Origin of the sequence: Cupriavidus sp. H18C2, from assembly GCF_049393795.1 — a bacterium.
In the GTDB taxonomy this organism is placed as follows: domain Bacteria; phylum Pseudomonadota; class Gammaproteobacteria; order Burkholderiales; family Burkholderiaceae; genus Cupriavidus; species Cupriavidus pauculus_C.
In genome coordinates, this window is the sequence record NZ_CP186010.1 from 2,344,471 (window position 1) to 2,362,060 (window position 17,590).

General features: G+C 66.7%; 16 protein-coding genes and 4 tRNA genes. 8 read left to right on the forward strand and 12 right to left on the reverse strand.

Annotated elements, in window-relative coordinates:
• Nucleotide 1 precedes the first annotated feature (1 nt).
• Entirely contained in the window at nucleotides 2-2,317 is a 2,316-nt protein-coding gene (locus EPAKOI_RS10490) for an AAA family ATPase (RefSeq protein WP_423192168.1), read from the reverse strand.
• A gap of 458 nt (nucleotides 2,318-2,775) precedes the next feature.
• Here EPAKOI_RS10490 and EPAKOI_RS10495 point away from each other — a divergent pair, with 458 nt between their 5' ends.
• From EPAKOI_RS10495 to EPAKOI_RS10510, 4 genes are all read left to right on the forward strand, one after another.
• Nucleotides 2,776-3,432: an energy transducer TonB gene (locus tag EPAKOI_RS10495; protein ID WP_423192169.1), complete on the forward strand. Its 657-nt coding sequence runs from the start codon at nucleotides 2,776-2,778 to the stop codon at nucleotides 3,430-3,432.
• Nucleotides 3,433-3,482: 50 nt separating this feature from the next.
• Nucleotides 3,483-4,214, forward strand: coding sequence for a MotA/TolQ/ExbB proton channel family protein (locus EPAKOI_RS10500; RefSeq protein ID WP_423192170.1), 732 nt, complete (start codon nucleotides 3,483-3,485; stop codon nucleotides 4,212-4,214).
• Between the two features lie 32 nt (nucleotides 4,215-4,246).
• Nucleotides 4,247-4,660: an ExbD/TolR family protein gene (locus EPAKOI_RS10505; protein WP_124683838.1), complete on the forward strand. Its 414-nt coding sequence runs from the start codon at nucleotides 4,247-4,249 to the stop codon at nucleotides 4,658-4,660.
• 244 nt (nucleotides 4,661-4,904) lie between these two features.
• Nucleotides 4,905-5,252, forward strand: a complete 348-nt coding sequence (locus EPAKOI_RS10510) for a hemin uptake protein HemP (RefSeq protein ID WP_124683837.1) — start codon at nucleotides 4,905-4,907, stop codon at nucleotides 5,250-5,252.
• Between the two features lie 227 nt (nucleotides 5,253-5,479).
• On the opposite strand, the gene EPAKOI_RS10515 is transcribed toward EPAKOI_RS10510, so the two are convergent.
• The 3 genes from EPAKOI_RS10515 to EPAKOI_RS10525 all read right to left on the reverse strand — a co-directional run bounded on the left by EPAKOI_RS10515 (nucleotide 5,480) and on the right by EPAKOI_RS10525 (nucleotide 6,948).
• Nucleotides 5,480-5,887 carry a heme-binding protein gene (locus EPAKOI_RS10515; protein ID WP_124683836.1) on the reverse strand — a complete coding sequence of 136 codons (408 nt, stop codon included), beginning with the start codon at nucleotides 5,885-5,887 and terminating at the stop codon, nucleotides 5,480-5,482.
• 182 nt (nucleotides 5,888-6,069) lie between these two features.
• Complete coding sequence (locus EPAKOI_RS10520; RefSeq protein ID WP_124683835.1) at nucleotides 6,070-6,300, reverse strand: hypothetical protein; 231 nt, start codon at nucleotides 6,298-6,300, stop codon at nucleotides 6,070-6,072.
• Between the two features lie 282 nt (nucleotides 6,301-6,582).
• Nucleotides 6,583-6,948, reverse strand: a complete 366-nt coding sequence (locus EPAKOI_RS10525; RefSeq protein WP_124683834.1) for a hypothetical protein — start codon at nucleotides 6,946-6,948, stop codon at nucleotides 6,583-6,585.
• Nucleotides 6,949-7,128: 180 nt separating this feature from the next.
• Here EPAKOI_RS10525 and EPAKOI_RS10530 point away from each other — a divergent pair.
• Nucleotides 7,129-7,215 (forward strand) — tRNA-Leu (locus EPAKOI_RS10530).
• 32 nt (nucleotides 7,216-7,247) lie between these two features.
• Here EPAKOI_RS10530 and EPAKOI_RS10535 read toward each other — a convergent pair.
• Nucleotides 7,248-8,339 carry a YeiH family protein gene (locus EPAKOI_RS10535; RefSeq protein ID WP_124683833.1) on the reverse strand — a complete coding sequence of 364 codons (1,092 nt, stop codon included), beginning with the start codon at nucleotides 8,337-8,339 and terminating at the stop codon, nucleotides 7,248-7,250.
• A gap of 103 nt (nucleotides 8,340-8,442) precedes the next feature.
• On the opposite strand from EPAKOI_RS10535, the gene EPAKOI_RS10540 reads away from it, so the two are divergent.
• Nucleotides 8,443-9,360: a LysR family transcriptional regulator gene (locus tag EPAKOI_RS10540; protein ID WP_124683832.1), complete on the forward strand. Its 918-nt coding sequence runs from the start codon at nucleotides 8,443-8,445 to the stop codon at nucleotides 9,358-9,360.
• Here the strand turns inward: EPAKOI_RS10540 and ybaL are convergent.
• The 6 genes from ybaL to uvrC form a co-directional block, all read right to left on the reverse strand.
• Complete coding sequence (gene ybaL / locus EPAKOI_RS10545) at nucleotides 9,348-10,583, reverse strand: YbaL family putative K(+) efflux transporter (RefSeq protein ID WP_423192171.1); 1,236 nt, start codon at nucleotides 10,581-10,583, stop codon at nucleotides 9,348-9,350. The two genes, EPAKOI_RS10540 and ybaL, sit on opposite strands and share 13 nt — an antisense overlap.
• Before the next feature lie 392 nt (nucleotides 10,584-10,975).
• A tRNA-Cys gene (locus EPAKOI_RS10550) sits at nucleotides 10,976-11,049 on the reverse strand.
• A 133-nt stretch (nucleotides 11,050-11,182) separates the two neighbouring features.
• A tRNA-Gly gene (locus EPAKOI_RS10555) sits at nucleotides 11,183-11,258 on the reverse strand.
• Nucleotides 11,259-11,341: 83 nt separating this feature from the next.
• A tRNA-Gly gene (locus EPAKOI_RS10560) sits at nucleotides 11,342-11,417 on the reverse strand.
• 180 nt (nucleotides 11,418-11,597) lie between these two features.
• Nucleotides 11,598-12,197 (reverse strand): CDP-diacylglycerol--glycerol-3-phosphate 3-phosphatidyltransferase, encoded by a 600-nt coding sequence (gene pgsA / locus EPAKOI_RS10565; protein ID WP_124683830.1) that lies wholly within the window; start codon nucleotides 12,195-12,197, stop codon nucleotides 11,598-11,600.
• Nucleotides 12,198-12,342: 145 nt separating this feature from the next.
• On the reverse strand, nucleotides 12,343-14,463 hold the full coding sequence (gene uvrC, locus EPAKOI_RS10570) for an excinuclease ABC subunit UvrC (protein ID WP_423192172.1): 2,121 nt from the start codon (nucleotides 14,461-14,463) through the stop codon (nucleotides 12,343-12,345).
• Nucleotides 14,464-14,596: 133 nt separating this feature from the next.
• Here uvrC and earP point away from each other — a divergent pair, with 133 nt between their 5' ends.
• Nucleotides 14,597-15,748, forward strand: a complete 1,152-nt coding sequence (gene earP, locus EPAKOI_RS10575) for an elongation factor P maturation arginine rhamnosyltransferase EarP (protein ID WP_423192173.1) — start codon at nucleotides 14,597-14,599, stop codon at nucleotides 15,746-15,748.
• 131 nt (nucleotides 15,749-15,879) lie between these two features.
• Nucleotides 15,880-16,440, forward strand: a complete 561-nt coding sequence (efp, locus tag EPAKOI_RS10580) for an elongation factor P (RefSeq protein ID WP_124683827.1) — start codon at nucleotides 15,880-15,882, stop codon at nucleotides 16,438-16,440.
• A 95-nt stretch (nucleotides 16,441-16,535) separates the two neighbouring features.
• On the opposite strand, the gene nagZ is transcribed toward efp, so the two are convergent.
• Nucleotides 16,536-17,585: a beta-N-acetylhexosaminidase gene (gene nagZ / locus EPAKOI_RS10585; RefSeq protein WP_423192174.1), complete on the reverse strand. Its 1,050-nt coding sequence runs from the start codon at nucleotides 17,583-17,585 to the stop codon at nucleotides 16,536-16,538.
• Nucleotides 17,586-17,590 lie beyond the last annotated feature (5 nt).

The following is a 17,590-nucleotide window of genomic DNA, read 5'->3' on the forward strand; positions in this document are numbered from 1 at the left end:
GCTACTGCGTGAAGCCGACCGTGCGGTGCTGCCGCACCTCGGGCTTGACCGCGTGCTCCTGACGGAGCTGAGCCAGGAATTCGTCCGGCGTCAGCGCCTCGCCCAGCACGACGGACTGGCGCTTGACCGTCGCAAAATCGCCAGGCGTGAGGCAGTCCATGGCGTCCAGGTCGCGGCGGATTGCGTCGGTCATCCGCCCGGCGTCGCCACCGAGCGCCTCGTCGACAAACATCGCCACGCGCTGCGACGGCTTGAGCGCCAGGAAGCGGATCTTGAAGGAAAAGCGACGTAGTGCGGCTTCGTCGAGCCGGTCGAACAGGTTCGTCGTGCAGATGAAGATGCCGTTGAAGCGCTCCATGCCCTGCAGCATCTCGTTGACTTCCGATACCTCGTAGTTGCGCACGGCCTGCTGGCGGCTCTGCATGAAGCTGTCGGCCTCGTCGAGCAGCAGCACGGCGCCGTCTTCCTCCGCGCGCGCGAACATCGTCGCAATCTGTTGCTCGGTCTCGCCGACGTACTTGCTCATCAGGTCCGACGCGCGGCGGATCATCAGCGGCAGGTCCAGCGCGGCGGCGATATGCTCGGCCAGCGCCGTCTTGCCCGTGCCGGGCGGCCCGTAGAAACACAGCGTGCCGCGCTGCCGGGCGCCCAGCGCCTGCACGATCTTTTCCACCGCGTAGCGCGTCTCCAGGTGCAGGTTGTCCAGCCGGTAGCGTGTGACCACCGGCCGCGCCTCGGCCTCGGGCCGCAGCCCCATCGCCCGGTCGGCATGCTCCAGCTGGCGCACGATCAGCGCCTCCACGGGCTCGTCGACGTCGGGCCGCGCCAGTTCCACAAAGCGCGCCGCCGACTGGACCTGCGCCGGCGTCAGCGTCTTGCGCGCCGCCAGCGTGGCGATGAACGCATCGCTGACCGCCAGGCTGCCAAGGTGCTTGCGGATGATGTTCTCGCGCACCTGCGGCGGCGGGATCTTCAGTTCCAGGTGGAACTGGAAGCGCCGCAGGTAGGCCGGGTCGATCTGCCTGATCGAGTTCGAGATCCAGATCACCGGCACCGGGTTCTGCTCCAGCGTCTGATTGACCCACGCCTTGCCATTGACCGACGCGCGCGTGTCTTCCTGGCCGAACAGGCTCATCAGCTCGCGCGCGCTGCCCGGAAAGACGTCCTCCACCTCGTCGAACAGCAGCGCCGTGCGCGGACGCCCGCGCAGGAATGCCTGCGACACCTGCAACGAACGGTATCGATCCTTGCCGGACAGGCTGTTGCCGTCACGGTCGAAGCAGTCCACCTCGTACAGCTCGCAGCCGGCCTCGCGCGCCACCAGCCGCGCGAATTCGGTCTTGCCGGTGCCCGGCGGGCCGTAGATCAGCACGTTCACGCCCGACGCATTCTGCCGCGTGGCGTTGCCAAGCAGCGCGGTGAGGTAGCGCGCGTCGGTTTCCACATGGGGATAGTCGCTGGTGCCCAGCGTGGGCGGCGCGGCCGGCCGGGTGAAGACGGCCATCATCTCGGCTTCGCTCGCGTAGTTGCCCAGCAGCACGTGCAGCAGGCGGTCGGACAGGCGCATCAGGTCGCCCAGGTCGGTGACGCTGTTCTCGGGCAGCGGCTGCTCGATCAGGTTCAGCGTTTCCAGCCGCGAGCCTGGCCGCAGCGACGCGGCAATGTCGGCCGGCGATGCCCCGGTCAGCCCGGACAGGATCTGGAACGCCTCCTGGCTGTGCGCGACCTTGCAGTCGACCATCACCGCGCGCAGGTCGCGCTTGTACTTGGCCAGCGCCGCATAGAGCAGCAGCTTGCGCTCGTGCTCGGGCAGGTTCAGCACGTGGCTCAGCATGTCGATGTTGCGCACCAGCAGCACGCGCTCGCCATCGAGCCGCGCCGCGATGGCGGCCGACGACGCGGCGAACACCGCGAACATGTCCTTCGCGTGGTGCTTCACGTACTCGTCGAGGTAGTAAAACAGCGCGCTTTCGTCGAAGGCACTGTTCCACTGGCCGTGGCGCTCCAGGAATTCCTCGGGCGACAGGCGGGACGCGCCCTTCCACGCCGGCATGTCGGCGCACCGCGCGGACAGGAAGCGCTGCACGCGCAGCACCACGCCGTACGGCCACACCATCTCCTGCGCGCTGACGGTCAGCACATCGTTGATGTTGCTGCGCAGGTTGAAGCGCGGCCCGAGCGCGCACACCACGCGCAGGGCGAACTGGGCGCACATCCAGTCGAGCGCCGAGGTGCCCACCGCCCCGGGCGACGCGCGCAGCAGCGTGCTGCGGTCGTCCATCGTGCGGTCGTCTTCAGCAAAACGGGTGAAATCCATGGCTGGTTCCCTTCGCACAGGGCCATGGTGCGCGTCCGGACCGCGGGGAAGCGCCTGGCCTGTGCCGTGTCTGCCGCTAACTGGGGATTCCTGTTAATCGTAGCGCGGTTTTCCGGAAGTGGGGCATCGGCGGCACGCCGCGGCGCGGCATCGGACACGTAGCGCAGGCCCGACATCGGCCCCCGAATTGCTGCGCGACGCGCAATGAAGCGGGCGCAGAATACCGTCACGCATTGCACAATGCGCAACAAATAAGAATCATTATCGTTTATACTATCGCGCTGATACGCTGCCCAAGAGTGGCGCTCCCCCTGTAACCGGTTACCCAACGGCTGTGTTTCTCTGGAGCGTTATCATCATGGAATTGCTATTGAGCCTGCTGGTCGGATGTGGCATCTCGCTGATCCTCTTCTACCGCAAGTGATTGCGCCGCAAGGCGAGCACCTGTTGTTCCTCTCATGTTCGATCAACGATTTTTCAAGATCACCATCGCCGTCCTGCTGTTCCATGCCGGACTGCTGTACCTGATCCAGAGCGGGCTGGCCCGCAAGCTGACAGAGGCCGTCATCGCTCCCGAGATCATGGCCCGCATCATTCCCATGGAACAGCCCAAGCCCGAGCCGCCTGCTCCGGAACCACCCAAGCCACAGCCCACGCCGCCCAAGCAGGTCAAGGTCGTGACGCCGCGCCCGACGCCGCCGAAGCCGCAGCCCACGCCGGCCCCGGTGGCCACGCTGCCGCCGACCCCGACGGCCATCGAGGCGCCGCCCGCTCCGCCTGCCCCGCCGGCACCGGAGCCGCCCGCCCCGCCGCCCGTGGCGATGAACTCGGCACCGCGCGCCGTGGGCATCGGCGAGATGGCCTGCTCGCAGCCGGCGCCGGTCTATCCCCGGCAGTCGCAGCGCATGGGCGAGACCGGCACCGCGATCATCCGCCTGAATTTCGACGACAAGGGCCAGGTCATCAAGGCCGTCGTGTCGAAGTCCAGCGGCTCGGACCGCCTTGACGACGCCGCGCTGATCGCCGCCAAGGCCATCCGCTGCAAGCCGTACGTCGAGAACGGGCGCGCCGTGGCCGCCACCGCGCAGCAGCCGATCAAATTCGAGTTGAACTGATTCCCCGGATTTTTCCGATACCCTAAACACTGACCCTTTCAGGAACCACCATGCAGGACCTCGGACTCTCCCACCTCTGGTCGCAAGGCGATTTCGTCATGCGCGCGACCGCCATCATTCTGCTGATCATGTCGCTGCTGTCGTGGATCGTGATTCTCACCAAGGCGTGGGATCTGGTCCGCCTCAAGAAGATGGCGCACGGCGCCGAGAAGCGCTTCTGGCACTCGGACGACTTCGATCACGCGCTGGACACGCTGGGCGCCAGCGAAGCCAACCCGTTCCGCACGCTGGCCGTGACCGGCAAGGAAGCCGCCCAGCACCACCGCGCCAGCCAGCCGCAGCTGCATGACGCGCTGGACATCTCTGACTGGCTGACCCGCTCGCTCAAGAGCTCGATCGACGAGGCCGTGGCGCGCATGCAGTCGGGCCTGGCCATCCTGGCGTCGGTGGGTTCCACCGCGCCGTTCGTGGGCCTGTTCGGCACCGTGTGGGGCATCTACCACGCGCTGATCGGCATTGGCGCCTCGGGCGTGCCGACGATCAACAAGGTGGCCGGCCCGGTGGGCGAGGCGCTGATCATGACCGCCTTCGGCCTGGCCGTCGCCATCCCCGCCGTGCTGGGCTACAACGCCCTGAGCCGCGGCAACAAGGGCGTGATCAGCAAGCTGAACCGCTTTGCGCACGACCTGCACGCCTACTTTGTCACCGGCGCCCGCGTGCGTCCGACCTCCGCGGCCCGCGCCACCGACGATGCGTCGATGCGCCTGGCCGTCAAGAACTGAGCGCGGATTCGTAGCGCCCAAAGGAAAGCATCATGGCATTCGGCACCCTGGACGGAGACGATGACGAGGTGATGAGCGAAATCAACATGACGCCGCTGGTCGACGTCATGCTGGTGCTGCTGATCATCTTCATCATCACGATTCCCGTCATCAACCACGCGGTCAAGATCGACCTGCCACGTGCAACGAACCAGCCCAACGACACCAAGCCGCAGAACATCAACGTCTCCGTCGATGCGCAGGGCAAGGTGTTCTGGAACCAGGAAGAAGTGGATCCGGCCCAGCTGGAGCAGCGCATCGCGGCAGCGGCACAGCAGCAGCCGCAGCCCGAGCTGCACCTGCGCGCCGATCGTGACGTCCGCTACGAGCGCGTGGCCGAAGTCATGGCCGCGGCGCAGCATGGCGGCCTAGGCAAGATCGGCTTCATCACCGAGCCCAAGCGCTGAGCTGGCAGGCTCCACAATCGGAAAAGGCACCCTCGGGTGCCTTTTTTGTTGGATTCGCGGGTAGCGCAGTTGTCCGATTCACGCGCGTCATGCCACAGCCGCGTCACAGATGTAACTTCGCGCGAAGTCGCTTGTAATGATAACGGTTCTCATTTAAGATTCTTTCACTGCTGGTTCGCCACGGCGAACCCCGACCCGCTATCCCGTGTCCCGTCCTGACGGCACACTTCGAACGGAGAAGACCATGAGCACCCTGAGCCTGCCGATGTCGCAACCGCGTGAAGTCACGCGCCGCCGCCTGTCCCTGCGCCGCGTGGAGGTTGCCCCGCAGGCGCGCCGCGAGTCGGCGGCCGCGATGCCGACGGCATCGTCCACGGCGTCGTCGGCGCTGGAATCGGTCAAGTCGGCGGTCGCCGCCCTGCCCGCGCGCCTGGAAGCGCTGATGCGCCAGACGCCGAACAATCCGGTCGATCCGCAAGCCGTGCCGCTGGAAGCCATCATGCAAGGCGCCACGACGCTGCCGATCCTGCATAACGGCGAGGTCTACACGCTGCGCGTCACGCGCTACGGCAAGCTGATCCTGACCAAGTGATCGCCGTCCGGGCCACGCGCAGGACCTGTACAGACTTTTGTGGGGACCACCCGTCGACAACGGGTGTTGGGCAGTAGCCAGACGATCGGATACCCCAGTCAGGCAAGCATTCCAGACCCCTTGCCTGACTGGCCGATGCCAGCCATGCCATCTTTTTATTCCGCCCCGCAGGCGTTGCGCCTGCGGGGCTTTTTACTGCCCGCTCGCGGCACGGGGCCGCGGCGTTATCAGATACCCAGGGCGGCGATACCGGCGCGGGCGATCTGCGCGTCTTCGGTCGACTTGACGCCCGAAACGCCCACGGCACCCACCACCTGGTTGTTCACGACGATGGGCACGCCACCTTCGAGCATGCCTTGCAGCAGCGGGGCCGTCATGAACGAGTAGCGGCCGTTGTTGATCATGTCCTCGTAGATCTTGGACTCGCGGCGGCCCAGCGACGCCGTACGCGCCTTCTCCGTGGCGATATAGGCCGAGATCGTGGCCACGCCATCCAGGCGCAGCATGCCGAGCGGATGACCACCGTCGTCGACGACGACAATCGTGACAGCCCAGTTGTTGGCCTTGGCCTCTGCCTCGGCGGCGACCAGCACCTTCTTCACGTCGTCAGCCGTCAGTACGGTCTTTTGCTGCATACCTCTCTCCATCGTTCAGGGTTGAGGCTGCAGTATATCGCCCGATGCCGGCCCGCCGGAGTTGAAACTGCTTCACCTTGCGATGGCTTGACGCTCGGGGCGCGGCCTGCACCGGCGCCACGAACGACAAGGCCCGCGTGCACGCGGGCCTTGGTATGCCGATGGCGGCGACGCGCGTGGGATCAGGCGCCGTCCGAGAAGGCGTCGCGGCGGTCGGTCACGCGCGCGCCATCCGAATACACGTCGCGCGATCCGGTGACGCGGGCACCGTCCGTGTAGACGTCGCGGCTGTCGACGGCGCGCTGACCGCCGCTGTAGATGTCATATTTGACCGGCGCGGCAAAGGCGGAGGTCGAGAGCGCGGCAAGCGCGCCGATGGCGGCGGCAATTGCCAGACGTTGTTGGATGGCCATGAAAATCCCCTTGTTCGATTGGACGACGGGCGCCGCGCCATCAGCCGTCGTTGCATGCGGTGGCTGTGGGAGCGACGTCACATCAGGGAGTTTAGGGGGAAACCCCTAGGGGAAAATCCAGATGGCTTGAGCGGACGCATCAAAAACTTTGAGCCTCCGTGCTAGGCGGGAACCTAATCGCACAAGCACCGCCCACGGCGAGTCAGATGGGCGCCCGACTGCCCCAACGCCTGCCAAAGAAAAAGCCCCGTTGCCGGGGCTTTTCGATGATCTGCGAGAGGCTCAGTGGCGATGACCGTGGCCGTGGCCGTAACCATGACCGTGTCCCGGAGGACCGTAGTAGCCACCGCGGCCGCGCCAGCCCGGACCGTAGTAGTAGCGGGGGCCACCACCGTAGTAGCGGGGCGCGCCGTAATAGACCGGAGCCGGGCGAACCACCACCGGCGGCGGGCCGTAGTAGACCGGGGCCGGCGCCACGACCACCGGCGGGGGCGGTGCGTAGTAAGCGGGTGCCGGCGGATAGTAGGCGGGACCCCCCACCACGACGCCCGGAACACCGATCGCCACGTCGACGTTCACACGCGCCATGGCGGCGCCAGACGCCAGCGCGGCGGCCACACCAAATGCTGCGAACAACCAACGTTTCATGATCGTGCCTCTTTGAGTTAGGAGGATTCCTGTTACTCGTAATTGTACGAGGTCATGAATTCCGAGGTGAAACGGAGGGCGCGACATTGTTACCGCCGGTAACAGCGGGATCACATACGCTGGGCGATGTATCCGGCTTGCTTCCTGCCGCCTAAGCCACCACAATACCGGGCTTGCCGTGCGGCCGTGGAGAAATTGGTAGACTCAGCAGACTTAAAATCTGCCGCTCTTACGGGCTTACGGGTTCGAGTCCCGTCGGCCGCACCAACGCTCTCCCTAGCGACAACGCGGGCAACGCGTCAGACGAGCACCGCGCACAGCGCCGCCCCCACCCCCATCAGGAACACGAACAGCAGCCCGGCCAGCGCCAGCGGCTTGCGGCCGGCGCGCAGCAGGTCGCCGATGCGGGTGTGCAGGCCGATGGCGAGCATCGCGCAGGCCAGCAGCCAGTTGTCGAAGGCGATCAGCGTCGGCTTCCAGCTACCCGGCACCAGCGCCGCCGAATTGAGCGCCATCACCGCGACAAAGCCCACCGCGAACCACGGTACCGAGCGCAGCAGCGCCTTGAGGTTGCGCGTGCCACCCGACTCTTGCGACCAGCTCGTGCGCGGCCACAGCGCCATCACCAGCAGCAGCGGCCCGAGCGCCAGCACGCGCACCATCTTGGCCACCACGGCGGCATCGGCCGCGCCATCGCCAACCATCTTGCCGGACGCGATGACCTGGGCCACCTCGTGCAGCGTGGCGCCGGTGAAGATGCCGAACGCGCGCTGGCTGATCTGCAGGTGCCAGTGCTGCGTCGCCAGTTCGTAGATCCACGGGTACAGCAGCATGCCGACGGTGCCGAACAGCACGACCGTCGCCACCGCCACGGCAGTCTGGCGATCATCGGTCCGCACGACCGACGACACGGCGATGGCCGCCGCCGCGCCGCACACCGCGCTGCCCGCGCTGACGAGGATCGCTTCGCGCCGGCTCAGGCCGAAGAACGACGACCCGACCCACATGCCGAACAGCAGCGTGGCCACCAGCATCAGCAGCGGCACCACGACACCCCCTACGCCCAGCGCCGCAATCGCGCCGAACGTCAGGCGCAGCCCGTACAACGCCACGCCAAGCCGCAGCAGATGATGGCGCGCCACCTGCATGCCGGGCGCCAGCGGCGTCAGCCAGTGCCTGGGCATCGTGTTGGCGGCAACCATGCCCGCCCCCATCGCCAGCGTCAGCGCCGACAGGCCGTACTGCGAGATGGCCGGATGATCGGCCAGCGCCTGCGCCAGCCAGGCAATCGCGCCCAGGGGCAGCAGGGTCAGAAGCCGCTTACGCCACAAAACAAGCGTAGAAGGGGCGATGACGACGGGAATCGAGTGCGGGGCAGGAGCCGTGGACATGGCAGGACAGCGTTATTGTTCGATGCCTTGCAGCGTACGCACCCGGACATGACCCGTAAAACGGGTAATATCGTTATGCCTTATCTGTTTTAGCGATAGACCCATGGAACAACGCCCGCTCCGCCTGACCCTGCGTCAGCTACAGGTATTCGTCGCCGTTGCCCAGCACGGCAGCACCACGGCCGCCGCGGAAGCGCTGGCGATGTCCCAGTCCGCGGTCAGCGCGTCGCTGGCCGAACTGGAACGTGCCCTGAACGGTGCCCTGTTCGACCGCGTCGCCCGCCGCCTCGCCATCAACGAGGCCGGCCGCCAGTTCTTCCCGCGCGCGCTGTCGCTGCTGGACCAGGCGCATGAACTGGAGCGGTTTGCGTCGGAAGGTGGCGTGCAACTGCGGATCGCGGCCAGCAATACGATCGGCAGCTACATCCTGCCGGCGCTGCTGGCGGGCTTCCGCAACGCCCAGAGCGGCCCGTGCACGCTGGACCTGCGCATCGGCAATACGCAGGACGTGCTGCACAGCCTGATGAAATTCGAGGTCGATATCGGGCTGATCGAGGGCACCAGCCATGAGCGCGACCTGCGAAGCGTCCACTGGTGCGACGACGAGATGGTGGTCATCGTCGGCCCGTCCCATCCGCTGGCTGCCGTGGCCGATCAGGCGGACGCGCTGCACACCATGCTGCGCGATGCCGACTGGATCGTCCGGGAGCCGGGTTCGGGCACGCGCGAGATCATCGAGGCCCGGCTGGTGCCGGCGCTCGGCGCCCTGCGCTTCGCGCTGGAGCTGGGCAATGCCGAGGCGATCAAGCGCGCCGTGATGAGCGGCTTCGGGGTGAGCTGCCTGTCGCTACACGTGGTGCGCGACGAGATCGAGCGGGGCCTGCTGGTGGCGCTGCGCACCGGCCTGCCGCGCGTGATCCGCCCGCTGCAACTGGTCGTCCATCAGGACAAGTTTCCCACCCAGGGCCTGCTCGCGTTCACCGAATACCTGCGCGGCGCCGCCCCGGTTCAGGCCGGCTGAGCGTCGCGCTGCGCCTTGCCATCGTGCCGCGCGCAGTAGCGGTCGAGCAGATGGAACAGCACGGGGTTGAGCAGGATCGACAGCAGCGCGCCGGCCAGGATCAGCGCCTGTCCGCGCTCGGGCAGGATGTTCAGGTACACGCCGAGGCTGGCCAGGATGAACGAGAACTCACCGATCTGCGCCAGGCTCGCGGCAATCGTCAGTCCCACGCGGGGGCTGTGGCCGAACATGCGGACGATGCCGAGCGCCGCCACCGATTTGCCAACCACGATGATCAGCAGCGTCGCCAGCACGCCCCACGGGTCGTTGACCAGCACCATCGGATCGAACAGCATTCCGACCGAGACGAAGAACAGCACCGCGAACGCGTCGCGCAGCGGCAGCGATTCCTCGGCGGCGCGATGGCTGAATTCCGATTCCGCCAGCACCATGCCCGCGAAGAACGCACCGAGCGCGAACGAGACCCCGAACAGCGAATACGCGCCAAACGCCACGCCCAGCGCCGTGGCCAGCACGCCCAGCCGGAACAGCTCGCGGCTGCCGGTCCAGACGATGCGTTCGAGCATCCACGGGATGAACCGCCGGCCGATCACCATCATCACGGCGACGAACGCCACGACCTTGCCCAGCGTGGCGACGATCTCGATCAGCACCTCGCTGGTGGTCGGCGCCGATGCGCCCTGGCCGTCGGCGCCGCCCAGCAGGCTGGCCATCGCCGGCAGCAGCACGAGCGTCAGCACCATCGCCAGGTCTTCCACGATCAGCCAGCCCACGGCGATGCGGCCCTGCGGCGACTCCAGCAGGTCGCGTTCCTGCAGCGCGCGCAGCAGCACCACGGTACTGGCTACCGACAGGGCCAGGCCGTAGACCAGCCCCTGCCCCCAGTGCCAGTCGAAGCCCCACGCCACCAGCATGCCGAGCACCGTGGCGATGCCGATCTGGACGATGGCGCCCGGAATGGCGATCTTCTTCACGGCCATCAGGTCCTTGACCGAGAAATGCAAGCCCACGCCGAACATCAGCAGGATCACCCCCAGTTCGGCCAGTTCCGGCGCCAGCGTCTGATCGGCCGTATAGCCGGGCGTATGCGGCCCCACGGCGATGCCCGCGCACAGGTAGCCGATCAGCGGCGGCAGCCGAAACCGGTTGGCGATGGCTCCCAGGATGAACGCCAGCACAATGCCGCCGACGATGGTGCTGATGAGCGGGGTGGCGTGCTGCATGCGTCTGGGGTTCCTTTCTGGCGAATGGGTGAACGATGGCATCACCGTCGCTCCACAGCGCTGCACGCCGCCGGCGGCCGGCAACGGTCTGGCAGGCGCATGTCGCGCATGGGTTCGGGTGATTCGGGAAGCGGCGCCGCAGTCCATCGGCGCACGACGGTCGGTCATGCGCCACGGCAAGGGAATGCACCGGAATACGACTGCGCGAGGTGGCCGATGGCCACGCCAGGCGCCGTCCCGGATGCGTACGGCATGGCGTTAATGTAACACGCGACCCACACGGCCCCGGATGAGAACAGTCCGAAAAGCAGGCGTCAAATTCGTAGAACGACGAGAGGAAACGGCGTGCGGGAAAACAAAACGGCGCCCATCGGGCGCCGTTTGCTTGCAACTGGAGGCGGAGGTCGGAATCGAACCGGCGTACACGGCTTTGCAGGCCGCTGCATAACCACTCTGCCACCCCGCCAGGTGACGATGCTGGATTGTATCCGGATTCGCCGCATGCGTCGTCGGGGTTGCCGACACCGCAGCAGGCATCCGATCCGGATTTTCCTGCCAATCTGCTAATGAAAAAGGGAAGCGACGCTTCCCTTTGGGATTGGAGCGGGAGACGAGTCTCGAACTCGCGACCTCAACCTTGGCAAGGTTGCGCTCTACCAACTGAGCTACTCCCGCGTACAACTTTTACTGCTACGGCAGCTTGCGCTGCCTATCCGCCGACCCGACCTACATCGCCGTGTCACCGGATGCCATTAACCTGGAGCGGGAGACGAGTCTCGAACTCGCGACCTCAACCTTGGCAAGGTTGCGCTCTACCAACTGAGCTACTCCCGCAGGGCCCTGCATCATACCGAAAAGCAGACTATCGCGCAACTTCTTTTAACTACGCAGCTTCGTGCTGGCAATTCGCGCTAAGTACCGCTTATCTTGCTGCTTTCGATTGCGTCGTCAGCAGCGAGAACGAGATTATTGCAAAGGACGAACCGGCTCGTCAACAACTTTTTGCAGCGATTTTCACTTTTGCGTGCGGGCTCCGCTCAGCGCGTCGCTGCGCTCGCGGATCTGCGGCCAGGCGAGCTTCATGTAATAGAACATCGACCACAGCGTGAGCACGGCCGCCACGTAGATCATCACGGTGCCCAGCACCGACGCATCCAGCCCGAACAGCGCATCGTTGAACAGCAGCAGCGGGATCGCGATCATCTGCACCGTGGTCTTGAGCTTGCCCAGGAAGTTGACCGCCACGCTCCGGGACGCGCCGATCTGCGCCATCCATTCGCGCAGCGCCGAGATCGTGATCTCCCGGCCGATGATGACCAGCGCGATCAGGTCCGCCACGCGCCCCAGGGCCAGCAGCGACAGCAGCGCGGCCGTCACCATGAGCTTGTCGGCCACCGGGTCCAGGAACGCGCCGAAGGCGGAGGTCTGGTTCCAGCGCCGCGCCAGAAAGCCATCGAGCCAGTCCGTCACCGCGGCGATGATGAAGAACGACGCCGCGGTCACGTTCTTGGTATGCGTCGGCAACCACGCCTCGGGCAGGTAGTAGACCCCGACGACAAGCGGGATCATGGCCACGCGAAGCCAGGTCAGCAGGATGGGAATATTCAGTGGCATGGGCGGAGCGGTCTTGCGCCGGACGGCGGCGTCTTCGTTGTGGTTGCCTGGGCAGATTGCGCGATTGTCGCCGATTTCGGCCTGAAGCCGAAGATTTCGGGTGGGAAGGCGTCCGGCAGCGGGTCGGCCGCCAGCGCCGCCCGTCTCAGTGGAGCTGGCGGTAGATTTCCTCGGCCAGTGTGCGCGAGATGCCCTCGACGCTGGCCAGTTCGTCGATGCTCGCCGCCATCACACCGCGCAGGCCGCCAAAGCGGGTCAGCAGCTTCTGCCGGCGGCGCGCGCCCACGCCCTCGATTTCCTCCAGCCGCGACGTCGTGCGCGCCTTGGCCCGCTTGGCGCGCATGCCCGTGATTGCAAAGCGGTGCGCCTCGTCGCGGATCTGCGCCACCAGCATCAGCGCCGCGCTGCCCTGCCCCAGCTCCAGCGACGGCCGGCCATCGGCAAAGATCAGCGTCTCCAGGCCCACCTTGCGGCCCTCGCCCTTGGCCACGCCAACCAGCAGGCCGATGTCGAGCCCCAGTTCCTCGAACACCTGCCGCGCCACCTCCACCTGCCCCTTGCCGCCGTCGATCAGCACCACGCGCGGCATGCGCGGCACGCCGTCGGCGCCCTCGGCGTTCGGGTCGCCGCCGTCCTCCTGGATCTGCTCCACCAGCTTCTGGTAGCGGCGCGTCAGCACCTGGCGCATGGCCGCGTAGTCGTCGCCGGGCGTGATGTCGGTGATATTGAAGCGGCGGTACTCGCTGTTCTGCATCGCGTGATGGTGGAACACCACGCACGACGCCTGGGTCGCCTCGCCCGCCGTATGGCTGATGTCGAAGCACTCGATGCGCAGCATCGCCAGGTCTTCCATGTCCAGGCCGATGGTCTCGGCCAGCGCGCGGGTGCGCGCCTCCTGGCTGCCCTGCTCGGACAACCGCCGCGCCAGAGCCAGGCCCGCGCCCTGCGTGGCCATCTCCAGCCACACGCGGCGCTGGCCCTGCGGCTGGCGCACCAGCGACACCTTGCGGCCGGCCTGCATCGACAGCGCCTCCACCACGGCGCCATCGGCGGGCAAGTGGCTGACGACGATGATCGGCGGCGGCGCCTGGTCCAGGTAGTGCTGGATCATGAAGGCCGACAGCACGCGCATGGCGATCCGGTCGACGGACAGCGGGCCGGTTTCGGCCAGGGCTGCGTCGGGCGCAAGATTGGCAACCTGATCCGCAGCCGGCTCGGCCATCGATCCGGCAAGCGGCTCCCCGGCGGCGTCGACCACGGGCTCGGCGGCAGCCTCCGCCGTATCGTCGCTTTCCTCGACGATCATCGCCGTCTCGTCGGCATGGGCCGGGAAGTACGCCTTGTCGCCCAGATGCCGGCCGCCGCGCACCATCGCCAGGTTCACGCACGCGCGGCCGCCCTGCACCGCCACGGCCAGCACGTCGATGTCGCGCGCCTGGCCCACTTCTTCCACGGCCTGCCGCTTGAGCACCGTGGACAGCGCCGAGATCTGGTCGCGCACGGCGGCCGCCTGCTCGAACTGTAACTGCACCGCGTGGGCTTCCATCTTCTGCTGCAGCCCTTCCAGTACCTCGGTCTCGCGTCCCTGCAAAAAGCGGGCGGCGTTGCCGACGTCGCGCGCGTAGTCGTCCGCCGAAATCGCGTCCACGCATGGCGCCGTGCAGCGGTGGATCTGGTGCAGCAGGCACGGCCGCGTGCGGTTGTTGAACACGGTGTCCTCGCAGGTCCGCAGCTGGAACACCTTCTGCAGGATCTGCATGCTTTCGCGCACCGCGTGGGCGCTCGGAAACGGGCCGAAGTACTGGTGCTTGCGATCGGTCGCGCCCCGGTAGTAGGCCATGCGCGGGAACTTGTGGCCGGTCAGCTTCAGGAACGGGTACGACTTGTCGTCGCGGAACAGGATGTTGTAGCGCGGCGCCAGCGCCTTGATCAGATTGTTCTCAAGCAGCAGCGCCTCGGCCTCGGTCCGCACGACCGTGGTCTCGATCCGCGCGATCTTGCCCACCATCATCGCGATGCGCGGCGACAGCTGCGTCTTGGTGAAATAGCTCGACACCCGCTTCTTCAGGTCCCGCGCCTTGCCCACGTAGAGCACGTTGCCGTCGGCATCGAAATAGCGGTAGACGCCGGGCAACCCCGGCATGCGGGCCAGGATCGGGCGTGGATCGAAGTCGGGCACGTCCGGCGGCTCGGGGGCCGGCGCGGGCGGCGCTTCGGGTGCGGGCAACGCGGGATCGACGGGGGAGACGGGTTCCTGCTCGGGCATCGGGGGGACGATTGGACGGATATCGGTGCGCCGGCACGGGGCGCTGGCCTAGAATCGCAAGTTTAGAGCAATTCGTCCGCGAGACTTTTCTGGCGCGGGCGGCCGCCATCCGAGCCGTAGGCCAATTTTCGCCATGCCAATTCGTTCCTGGGACATCTTCTGCACCGTCATCGACAACTTCGGCGACATCGGCGTCTGCTGGCGGCTCGCGCGCCAGCTGGCGCAGGAGCACGGCCACGCGGTGCGGCTCTGGGTCGACGATCTTGGCAGTTTCGCCAAGCTGGCGCCCGAGATCGACCCGAAGGCCGTGCAGCAGCGGCTGGCCGGCGTCGACGTGCATCGCTGGGACGCCCGGCCCGACGCCCCGTTTGCGGCACCCGCGCCGCACGATGCCGTGATCGAAGCCTTTGCGTGCCACCTGCCCGAGCCGTTCCTGGCCGCCATGGCGGCGGCGCCGCGCAAACCCGTCTGGCTCAACCTGGAATACCTGAGCGCCGAGGACTGGGTCAGCGAGCACCATGCGATGGCGTCGCCGCACCCCCGGCTGCCGCTGACAAAGTACTTCTTCTTCCCGGGCTTTGCGCGTGGCACGGGCGGCCTGCTGCGCGAATCGATGATCGGCGCGTCGCGCGATGCGTTCCGCACCAGCCCGGCCGCGCAGGCCACGCTCTGGCACCGCCTGGGCGTCCGGCCCACGCCGGGCACGCTCAGGATCAGCTTCTTCGCCTATGCCAACCCGGCCGCGCCGGCGCTGCTGGACCAATGGCGCGACGGGCCGACCCCGATCGAATGCTTCGTCCCGCAGGGGCTGGCCGCCACGCAGGTGGCCGAATGGCTGGGCGCCCCGCTGACGCCGGGCACCACGCACCACCGCGGCAGCCTGACCATCCACGGCATCCCGTTCGTGCGGCAGGAACACTACGACGAACTGCTCTGGGCCTGCGACGTCAATTTCGTGCGCGGCGAGGACTCGTGCGTGCGCGCCCACTGGGCCGGCCGGCCGATGGTCTGGCACATCTACCCGCAGGACGACCACGCGCACCACGTCAAGCTCGACGCCTGGCTGACGCGCTTTGCCCGCGCCGGCGTGGCGCCGGAGGCATCCGCGGCGCTCACCGCCCTCTCCCACGCATGGAACGGGTATGGCACGCGGCCCGACTGGGCAGGCTTCGAGGCGCAGTTGCCGGCCCTGGCGGCCGGCGTGGAGCGCTGGCAGCGGCAATTGCAGCACTTGGGCGACCTGGCGGCGAATCTCGTGGACTTCAGTGAAAATCGGGTAAAATAGCCGGTTGATTTCAGAGCTAATGGCGGGCCAGGTTTTCAGGCCAGACAAGCTGCCGGCTGCGCGCCATCGCCATACCGGTTGCCGGGGCATCCATCGATCCCCGGACCATTTTTTTCAGGAAGACAGTTCAGATGAAAATCGCACAGGAACTCCGCGTCGGCAACGTGTTCATGATCGGTTCCGACCCGATGGTGGTGCAGAAGGCCGAATACAACAAGTCGGGCCGCAACGCCGCCGTGGTGAAGATGAAGTACAAGAACCTGCTGACGGATGCCCCGGGCGAGTCCGTCTTCAAGGCCGACGACAAGTTCGAAGTGGTGGTGCTGGATCGCCGCGAATGCACCTACTCGTACTTCGCCGACCCGATGTACGTGTTCATGGACACTGAATACAACCAGTACGAAGTCGAGAAGGACAGCATGGGTGACGCGCTGAACTACCTCGAAGACGGCATGGCCGTGGAAGTGGTGTTCTACAACGACAAGGCGATCTCGGTGGAAATGCCGACCACGCTGGTCCGCGAAATCATCTACACGGAACCGGCCGTCAAGGGCGACACGTCGTCGGGCAAGGTGCTCAAGGGCGCCAAGATCAACACCGGCTTCGAACTGCAAGTGCCGCTGTTCTGCAACATCGGCGACAAGATCGAAATCGACACGCGTACCGGCGAATACCGCAGCCGCGCCAACTAAGCAGTCTGGCGCCACGCGATGAAAAAGGGCAGCTTCGGCTGCCCTTTTTGCGTTCCGGCGCCCCGGGGGCACCAACCGATCGGCTGGTCAGGCGATCAGGCGATCAGGTCCAGGTCCTTCAGCAGGCGCAGCGCCGCGCGGTACTCGCCTTCCTGCACGAGCTTGTTCCAGTCCAGCGGCTTGCGGCGGCCGAACAGCTTGCGGATGCGCCGCTGCGACGTCTTGGTCATCGACGCCTCCAGTTCCGTCAGCAACTGGTCGGCCTTGTCCGGGTTGTTGCAGATCAGGACCATGTCGCAGCCGGCATCCAGCGCGGCGCGGGCGCCCTGCGTGACGCTGCCGGCCACGCTGGCCCCTTCCATGCTCAGGTCGTCGCTGAAGATCACGCCCTCGAAGCCGAGCTGGGTGCGCAGCACGTCCTGCAGCCAGAACCGCGAAAAGCCGGCCGGATTTGGATCCACCTTCGGGTAGATCACGTGCGCCGGCATGACCGATGCCAGCGCCTGGCCCATCCAGTCGTACGGCCGGGCATCGTGGGCCAGGATCTCGTCGAGCGTCCGCTCGTCGACCGGCACGGCCACGTGCGAGTCGGCCTCGACGTAGCCGTGCCCCGGAAAGTGCTTGCCGCAGTTGGCCATGCCAGCCAGCAGCAGGCCGTGCGTCAGGTGGTTGGCCAGCATCGTCACCACGCGCGGATCGGCATGGAACGCGCGGTCGCCAATCACGCCGCTGCGCCCGAAATCCAGGTCCAGCACCGGCGTGAAGCTCAGGTCGATGTCGCAGGCGCGCAGTTCGGCGGCCAGCACGTAGCCGCAGGCGATGGCCGCCTTGGTGGCCAGCAGCACGTCGCGGTCCCAGAGCTGGCCCAGCTTGGCCATGGCCGGCAGGTGCGTGAAGCCGTCGGTTTTGGCGCGCTGCACGCGGCCGCCTTCGTGGTCGATGCAGATCAGCACGTCGTCGCGGACGTTGCGGATCGCGCGGGTCAGGGCCACCAGCTGGGCGCGCGATTCGAAGTTGCGCGCGAACAGGATCACCCCGCCCGTCAGCGGATGGGCGATGCGCCGTTCATCTTCCGCGTTGAGCTGCTTGCCTACCACGTCGAGCACCACCGGGCCGGGGTGCTTGCCGGTCAATTTCTTGTTCATGTTCG